At 61.5% G+C, this 265-nt stretch carries 1 pseudogene; it reads left to right on the plus strand.

Going from position 1 to position 265, the window contains the following annotated elements:
* A pseudogene (locus tag AAEZ05_RS28915) lies at positions 1-265 on the plus strand (IS3 family transposase); the annotation flags it as partial.

Genomic DNA, 265 nt, shown 5'->3' on the forward strand with positions numbered 1-265 from the left:
TCCTGGAGGTCTGTAACAGCCCGCCATTTGCCAGCTTGCCGCCGAGTCAGATCGTGCCAAGGCTGGCCGATCAAGGCCGCTACCTGGCTTCAGAGGCGACCTTTTACCGCGTGCTGAAAGCCGCTGATCAGCAGCATCGCCGCGGTCGCAGTCATGCGCCGCACAAGCACGCCGCACCGACCACGCACAGTGCAACGAAGAGCAATCAGGTCTGGTCATGGGACATCACCTACCTGCCATCGCCAGTGCGCGGGCAGTATTACTA

Origin of the sequence: Pseudomonas sp. HY13-MNA-CIBAN-0226 (assembly GCF_040310305.1) — a bacterium.
GTDB classification, from domain to species: Bacteria; Pseudomonadota; Gammaproteobacteria; order Pseudomonadales; family Pseudomonadaceae; genus Aquipseudomonas; species Aquipseudomonas gregormendelii.